The following is a 7,950-nucleotide window of genomic DNA, read 5'->3' as shown; positions in this document are numbered from 1 at the left end:
TAACAGTCTTTGTGGAGTAGCCATTGCGCGTGTTAGTTCCAGATTTTGACTGGTGCTTCTCATGCCCGAGGTGATGGGTCATTTCAGCATTAAGGGCAGCTTCAACGCTGATCTTTTTCAGCAGGCGATCAAACTGGTTGATATCGTCAGGGGTTTTGATATTTTTGGCCAGCTCGTTAGCCAGAGCCTGTAACTGTTTTTCGTCCATAAAGTAACCTGCTTTTGATGTTGTATTGAACATATCAAAATCAGGCAATTACACAATCTCGTGTACAGGCTCCTTTATTATCGAGTTCGGTGACCGCCTTGACGGTCACTTCTGAGGAAAGGCATTTACACAAAATCTTAAACAGGCTCTTCGCTCCCCTTCAAGGATCACTGTGGCGCAGGCATAGTGCCGCTCATCGGCAATGGTCACGTGTATCTCTTCCACTCCTAAGTTTTCCGCCATCGATTGCGCGCGTCCCCAAAGTTGCAGGCAAGGTTTACCCAGCGCATCGTTGAAGACGTCGAATTGATCGAAAGCCAGCCCCTGGCTAATGCCGGTGCCTAAGGCCTTCGCCGCCGCTTCTTTAACAGCAAAACGCTTAGCAAGATAGCGGGCAGACTGCGGGTGCTTTTCATAGTGCACCCACTCTTGTGCGGATAATACTCTGCGCGCCAGACGATCGCCGGATCGCGCGATAATCGCCTCGATACGGGCGATCTCCACAATGTCCGAGCCAAGTCCCAGAATAGCCATTAACGACGGGCTTCCCGTAGTAATGACTTCATTTCCGCGACGGCCTCTGCCAAGCCACTCATGACGGCGCGACCGATAATCGCATGCCCGATATTAAGCTCATGGATTTCAGGTAGGGCCGCAATAGCTTGCACGTTGTGGTAGGTCAGGCCATGTCCTGCATTTACCTTGAGTCCTTTGCTGGCGGCATAAACCGCTGCATCGCGAATACGCGCCCACTCTTGCTGGCGCAGCGTATCGTCCTGAGCATCGGCATAAGCACCGGTATGGATTTCGATATAAGGAGCGCCAACGGCTACAGCGGCATCAATTTGCACCCGTTCGGGGTCGATAAACAGAGATACCAGAATTCCCGCCTCGTGCAAACGGGCCACGGATGATGTCATGCGCGGCAGTTGACCCGCAACGTCCAACCCACCTTCCGTTGTCACTTCCTGGCGTTTCTCAGGTACCAGACAACAAAAGTGAGGACGAAGCTCGCAGGCAATCGCCAGCATCTCTTCCGTCACCGCCATTTCAAGGTTCATGCGCGTCTGCAACGTTTGGCGTAACAAACGCACATCGCGATCGGTAATATGACGACGATCTTCACGCAGATGAACCGTAATACCATCCGCCCCGGCTTGCTCGGCAACAAACGCAGCTTGCACCGGATCGGGGTACGCTGTGCCACGCGCATTGCGCAGGGTCGCAACATGATCGATATTTACACCCAGCAAAAGCTCTGCCATGAAATCAGTCCTCAAAAAAATCACCGTTAGGCGACCAGTGTACACTGGCCTTTCGGTTCGTTACCACTGCGGCAATCTTTAGATAGCGAGAGGTTGACAGGTTCACTGCTCAGGTCATTATTCTTTTGCAACAGGTGGCGTGTGGGGACGTAAAACGGCAGATTTTTGAAACAGCTCATGGCTCTTCAATGGCTTGCCGCCCAGATAAGGTTTGAGCGCCATACGGGTAAAGCGTTTCGCAGCCGGCAGGGTTTGCACATCAGGAAATTCCCGCGCAGCCAGCGCACGCAACTCATAGCCGGTAAAGCTACGCTGATCCACAATTACACTGGCGATAAACCCTTTTTCTTCACGGTAGCGGTAGGTCATGGTGTCTGCAACGGGCTCCCCACTGCCTGCACAGTGCAGAAAATCAACGCCGTAACCGAGATAGCCCAACAGCGCCAGCTCAAAACGACGCAGTGCCGGTTCCGGTGAGGAGCTCAACGCTGCCAGTTGCTGCAAGCAATGCAGGTAATCGAAGAAGAGTGCGGAAAAATTGGTTTCGTGCTCCAGCACGCGAGCAAGCAATTCATTGACGTAGAGGCCGCTGTACAACATGACGCCAGTGAGCGGTAGTGCCAGTGACACCGGTTCAGCGTTACGCAAAGTTTTTACTTCACCGCGTCCACCCCAGCGCACCAGCAATGGAGTGAACGGTTGCAAACATCCTTTTAGCGGAGAGCGGCGCGCTCGCGCGCCTTTGGCTAACATGCGCACACGCCCTTCGTCTTCCGTGAAAAGATCCAGCAACAGGCTGGTTTCACTGTAAGGTCGCCCATGCAAGACAAACGCGCGCTGCCAGCCTTCCATCGTCGTTAACCTTATAAGTCGTCGATGTAGCCCAGGCTGCGCAATGCGCGTTCGTCATCCGCCCAGCCGGATTTCACCTTCACCCACAATTCCAGGTGTACCTTGGCTTCGAACATGGCTTCCATATCTTGACGCGCTTCAATGCCGATCATCTTGATTTTGGCGCCTTTGTTACCGATCACCATTTTCTTCTGAGCATCGCGCTTAACCAGAATCAACCCATTGATGTCATAACCGCCGCGGTCGTTGGTCACGAAACGCTCGATCTCAACGGTCACCGAATAGGGCAACTCTTCACCGAGAAAGCGCATCAGCTTTTCACGGATAATCTCTGCCGCCATAAAGCGCTGCGAACGATCGGTGATGTAATCTTCCGGGAAGTGATGCTCAGCCACAGGCAGGTGTTTGCGCACAATGCTGGCAATAGTGTCAACGTTAGTGCCCTTTTCTGCAGAAAGAGGAACAACGTCGAGGAAGTTCATTTTTTCACTTAAAAACTGGATATGCGGCAGCAGTTTGGTTTTGTCCGTCACATTGTCAATCTTGTTGATTGCCAGCAATACCGGACGTTTTTGATCGCGCAACTTACCCACGACCATTTCATCGTCGTCGGTCCAGTGAGTCCCTTCAACCACAAAGATGATCAACTCGACATCGCCGATGGAGCTACTGGCAGCACGGTTCATCAGACGGTTGATTGCCCGTTTTTCCTCAATGTGCAGCCCTGGCGTATCCACATAAATAGCCTGATAAGGACCTTCGGTATGGATACCCATAATGCGGTGACGCGTGGTTTGCGGCTTACGCGAAGTAATTGAGACTTTTTGCCCCAGCAGTTCGTTCAGCAACGTGGATTTGCCCACGTTGGGTCGCCCAAAAATCGCGACGAAACCGCAGTAGGTTTGTTCTTCGCTCATTAAATCTCCAGTATTTTCAACGCTTGTTCCGCTGCCGCCTGCTCCGCCTTACGCCGACTGGAGCCCATACCAATCACCGGTTCGTTAAAACCGCTGATCATACAATGGATGGTGAATTCCTGATCGTGTGCCTCACCGCGCACCTGCACCACCAGATAGGTAGGCAATGGCAGATGACGTCCTTGCAGAAACTCTTGCAACCGGGTTTTAGGATCTTTCTGCTTAACCCCTGGACTGATTTCATCCAATCGGGTCTGATACCAATTCAGAATCAGTCTTTCAATATTCTGGATATCACTGTCCAGAAAAATACCGCCAATCAGCGCTTCGACCGTGTCAGCCAAAATAGACTCACGGCGGAAGCCACCGCTTTTCAATTCACCGGGACCAAGGCGCAGGCATTCACCTAATTCGAATTCACGCGCAATTTCCGCCAGCGTATTGCCGCGCACCAGCGTGGCGCGCATACGGCTCATATCCCCTTCATCGACACGAGGAAAGCGATGATAAAGTGCATTGGCAATCACAAAACTCAGGATGGAGTCACCAAGAAACTCCAGACGCTCATTGTGTTTGCTGTTGGCACTGCGGTGCGTTAACGCCTGCAATAACAGGTCGTACCGCTGGAAAGTATAGCCCAGCTTTCTTTGTAACCGATTTATTAGGATGGTGTTCATGTGTTACCAATAGATCAACAATACCTATTTACCGCAGCATACGGAACAGCGCTGTCTGGATCGCTCTTGAGGGCGATAGGGGAACAAAGCTGTTTCGTTTGCATTGGCTCCGAACGGAGCCTGCGTTTTTCGTTTATTCTCATCACATTCTTCGTTGCAAGGGCTACCTGCAACGAGAATGCGGTGCGAGATACAACAATTCTACAACGTACCCGAAAATAATGCTGCGGGTTTATCACGGTGATTAATGAATTCGACTAATTCGGCTCAGACGTACGCCCGTTGGCCATTCACCTTCTTGTTTCTCAAGGCTCATCCAGATTGCCGTTGCGCGGCCGACCAGATTCTTCTCCGGCACAAAACCCCAGAAACGGCTATCGGCGCTGTTATCACGGTTATCACCCATCATGAAATAGTGCACGTTTGGCACTACCCAAGTGGCCAGCGGCTGGCGCGACTGCTGGTAGTACATCCCCAGTTGATCCTGGCTACCCGGCACCACCAGAATGCGGTGCGAGACATCACCAAGCGTCTCCTGACGAACGCACATCCGCACGCCACCCGGTTTTTCCTCACCGAGTGGCAGCGCGTAGAAACCGCTGCCCGATTCCGAACCAGGACGACCGAACGTTTGCACGAAATCACTGGCTTCAAGGTTATTGTAGGTTACCGCGACGGCGCTGTCACACGCCGAGCCTTCACATGCAGGACGCACCGTCACCTGCTTGCTGAGCGGATCGTAAGAAACCCTGTCGCCCGGCAGACCAATCACACGTTTGATATAATCCAGACGCGGATTTTCAGGATATTTGAATACCGCTACATCCCCGCGTCGCGGATGCCCGGTCGGGATCAGCGTTGTCTGCGTGATGGGATCCTTAATGCCGTAGGCAAATTTATCCACCAGAATAAAATCACCAATCAGCAGCGTCGGCATCATGGAACCCGACGGTATCTGGAACGGTTCGTAGACAAAGGAGCGCACAAAAAATACCAGCGCCAATACCGGAAACACCGAAGCGCAGGTTTCAATCCAACCGGGTTGTTTTATCGTCACAACGCCCGCGCCGCCACCCTGCTGCGCACTCAGCGCCGCCTCCGCTCTCGCCTTGCGTGCCGGTGCCCATTTAAAGCGTTCAAAACACCAGACGATGCCGGTGACGAGCGTCGCCAGCGCTAAAACAAAGGCAAACATATTGGCCATGCCAACTCCTTAGGGTTTATTTGCTCTCTTTGCCGACGTGCAGAATGGCCAAGAAGGCTTCTTGTGGCAATTCAACGTTGCAGACCTGTTTCATGCGCTTCTTACCGTCTTTCTGTTTCTGTAACAGCTTTTTTTTACGGCTCACGTCGCCGCCATAACATTTCGCCAATACGTTTTTACGCAGCTGTTTCACGGTCGAACGCGCGATAATGTGGTTGCCGATGGCAGCCTGAATGGCAATATCAAATTGCTGACGCGGGATCAGCTCTTTCATTTTTTCCACCAGCTCACGGCCACGATACTGTGAGTTATCGCGGTGGGTAGTCAGCGCCAACGCATCAACACGTTCGGCGTTAATCATCACGTCAACCCGCACCATGTCAGAGACCTGGAAACGTTTGAAACTGTAATCCAGCGACGCATAACCGCGCGAAGTCGATTTCAGTCGATCGAAGAAATCGAGCACCACTTCCGCCATGGGAATTTCATAGGTCAATGACACCTGATTACCGTGGTAAACCATGTTGGTCTGCACACCACGCTTCTCAATACACAAGGTGATCACGTTGCCCAGGTACTCCTGCGGCAACAGCATATGGCATTCCGCGATAGGTTCACGCAGTTCTTCAATGTTGTTGAGCGGTGGCAACTTTGAAGGGCTGTCAACGTAAACAATTTCCTGACGCGTGGTCTTCACTTCATAAATTACGGTCGGTGCCGTGGTGATCAGATCCAGATCGTATTCACGCTCCAGACGTTCCTGAATGATCTCCATGTGCAGGAGGCCTAGGAAGCCGCAGCGAAAACCAAAGCCCAACGCGGTTGAGGTTTCCGGTTCGTAGAACAGCGAAGCATCATTGAGGCTCAGTTTACCCAACGCGTCGCGGAAGTTCTCATAATCATCAGAACTGACCGGGAATAAGCCAGCATAAACCTGTGGTTTAACCTTTTTGAAGCCCGGTAGCGCTTTGTCAGCCGGTTGGCGAGCCAATGTCAGGGTATCCCCCACCGGAGCACCAAGAATGTCTTTGATGGCGCACACCAGCCAACCCACTTCACCGCAATTAAGCACATCACGATCAATCTGCTTCGGCGTGAAAATCCCCAGACGATCGGCGTTATACACCTGACCGGTACTGATGACCTTCACTTTGTCGCCCTTGCGCAACGAACCATTTTTGATGCGGATCAGAGAGACCACACCGAGGTAGTTATCGAACCAAGAGTCGATGATCAACGCCTGAAGCGGCGCATTTGGATCACCCTCTGGCGGTGGAATTTCTTTCACCAGACGTTCAAGCACATCAGGAACGCCAACGCCGGTTTTCGCCGAGCAGCGCACGGCATCGGTGGCATCGATGCCGACGATATCTTCAATCTCTTCTGCCACACGCTCGGGATCGGCGGCCGGCAGGTCAATCTTGTTAAGCACCGGGACCACTTCCAAGTCCATTTCCATCGCGGTGTAGCAGTTGGCGAGCGTTTGTGCCTCTACGCCTTGCCCAGCATCCACCACCAGTAACGCACCTTCGCACGCCGCCAGAGAACGTGAAACTTCATAGGAGAAGTCAACGTGCCCCGGAGTGTCGATAAAATTCAGTTGGTAGGTTTCGCCATCTTTGGCATGGTAATCCAGCGTTACACTTTGCGCTTTGATGGTGATGCCGCGTTCACGTTCCAGATCCATGGAGTCCAGCACCTGCGCCGCCATTTCACGGTCAGATAAACCGCCGCAAAGTTGAATAATGCGGTCAGAAAGCGTCGACTTACCGTGGTCGATATGGGCAATAATGGAGAAATTTCTTATATGGTTCATTTTTATAGTTTTTTATCCAGATAAATACTTAGAGGCTCTTTTAATGGACACGCCTGTGGGCACAAATTCAAGGCCACCGCATAGAATAGCGCCGCTATCTTACACTGAATACGCGTTACGCGGAAGAAACTACTTGCCTAGGTCTTTGAGCGTAGCGCCTCGACAAGCGCAAAGAGATGATGTAGTGGTGGGCTGATTGGATAGGATAGCCATCCTTGGCATTCACACGTCACAACCTAGCAAAGTACGACACGCCAGCGTCACGCCTTGTCTTTACTCCTTGACACCCTCTCCGCCCTGAAGAACGGGGTTTTACGGCTCACCTGATATTCCAGGCTGCTTTTCTGGCGGCGACAACTATCAGGATGCGATTGAGAGCGTGCGTGAGGCTATCGACGCTCATATAGAATTACTGGTGGAATATGGCGAATCGGTGCCAGAAGCGACCCTCGTGGAAAACTGGCTTACCGATCCCGATTATGTTAGTGTCGCGTGGGCGCTGGTTGATGTGGACGTTACCCGGCTGATGGGGAAAGCGGAAAAAATCAATGTCACGCTTCCTTCTTTGCTGATCCGCAGTATCGGTTAGTTTGTCGCGACGCACCCTGAGTACGGTAGCCGTTCCGGCTTCCTGTCCCGAGTGGCGGCTGATAAAGTGATCGGACGAGAAAAACGTTAAGCCTCGTAAGAGGCTTTATTAAAAATAATTATCTATATACTCAACGTACTTCAAGATGCATCTGCTTGTCCAGCAAGAGGCACGGGCAGTAAGTCTCTCGCGTGGCCTAGGCGTACATTTTGAAGTTTGTTGAGTATGGGTAATTTGTACTAGCTCAGACCTGATCTGACAGTTACCGATTATTTATACAGATGTCTGTCAGATTACATCTGGTTCAGATTCTTTTCTGCCCAGATCCGTTTTCCATCGAGTAAAGTGGCCATCGGCGTACGCCCGCAGCACATTTTTCCCTGATGAGTTCGCTCATTATTGTAATGCCACAACCAGTTGTC

General features: G+C 51.8%; 8 protein-coding genes and 2 pseudogenes. 1 reads left to right on the top strand and 9 read right to left on the bottom strand.

Annotated features, from left to right (window positions below):
• The 8 genes from QZ506_RS02355 to lepA all read right to left on the bottom strand — a co-directional run.
• Nucleotides 1-208, bottom strand: a 208-nt coding sequence (locus QZ506_RS02355) for a transposase (protein ID WP_291968780.1), incomplete at its 3' end; no start/stop codon positions are given.
• A gap of 105 nt (nucleotides 209-313) precedes the next feature.
• On the bottom strand, nucleotides 314-742 hold the full coding sequence (gene acpS, locus QZ506_RS02350) for a holo-ACP synthase (RefSeq protein WP_291968778.1): 429 nt from the start codon (nucleotides 740-742) through the stop codon (nucleotides 314-316).
• On the bottom strand, nucleotides 742-1,473 hold the full coding sequence (pdxJ, locus tag QZ506_RS02345) for a pyridoxine 5'-phosphate synthase (RefSeq protein WP_291968776.1): 732 nt from the start codon (nucleotides 1,471-1,473) through the stop codon (nucleotides 742-744). Before pdxJ ends, acpS begins: the two co-directional genes overlap by 1 nt.
• A gap of 117 nt (nucleotides 1,474-1,590) precedes the next feature.
• The gene (recO, locus tag QZ506_RS02340) at nucleotides 1,591-2,325 is read right to left on the bottom strand and encodes a DNA repair protein RecO (RefSeq protein WP_291968774.1); all 735 of its coding nucleotides are present in this window, start codon (nucleotides 2,323-2,325) and stop codon (nucleotides 1,591-1,593) included.
• An 11-nt stretch (nucleotides 2,326-2,336) separates the two neighbouring features.
• Nucleotides 2,337-3,242, bottom strand: a complete 906-nt coding sequence (gene era, locus QZ506_RS02335) for a GTPase Era (RefSeq protein ID WP_291968772.1) — start codon at nucleotides 3,240-3,242, stop codon at nucleotides 2,337-2,339.
• Entirely contained in the window at nucleotides 3,242-3,919 is a 678-nt protein-coding gene (gene rnc / locus QZ506_RS02330) for a ribonuclease III (RefSeq protein WP_291968770.1), read from the bottom strand. The genes era and rnc overlap by 1 nt, the downstream gene beginning before the upstream one ends.
• 244 nt (nucleotides 3,920-4,163) lie before the next feature.
• On the bottom strand, nucleotides 4,164-5,123 hold the full coding sequence (lepB, locus tag QZ506_RS02325) for a signal peptidase I (protein WP_291968768.1): 960 nt from the start codon (nucleotides 5,121-5,123) through the stop codon (nucleotides 4,164-4,166).
• Nucleotides 5,124-5,139: 16 nt separating this feature from the next.
• On the bottom strand, nucleotides 5,140-6,939 hold the full coding sequence (gene lepA / locus QZ506_RS02320; protein WP_291968766.1) for a translation elongation factor 4: 1,800 nt from the start codon (nucleotides 6,937-6,939) through the stop codon (nucleotides 5,140-5,142).
• A 328-nt stretch (nucleotides 6,940-7,267) separates the two neighbouring features.
• Here lepA and QZ506_RS02315 point away from each other — a divergent pair.
• Nucleotides 7,268-7,618, top strand: a pseudogene (locus QZ506_RS02315) (type II toxin-antitoxin system HicB family antitoxin).
• A 203-nt stretch (nucleotides 7,619-7,821) separates the two neighbouring features.
• Here QZ506_RS02315 and QZ506_RS02310 read toward each other — a convergent pair.
• Nucleotides 7,822-7,950: pseudogene (locus QZ506_RS02310) on the bottom strand (IS481 family transposase); the annotation flags it as partial.

This window comes from Candidatus Symbiopectobacterium sp. (assembly GCF_020054415.1).
Taxonomy (GTDB): Bacteria; Pseudomonadota; Gammaproteobacteria; order Enterobacterales; family Enterobacteriaceae; genus Symbiopectobacterium.
The sequence above is the reverse complement of the archived record's forward strand: the minus strand, read 5'-3'. Positions and strand labels throughout refer to the sequence as shown.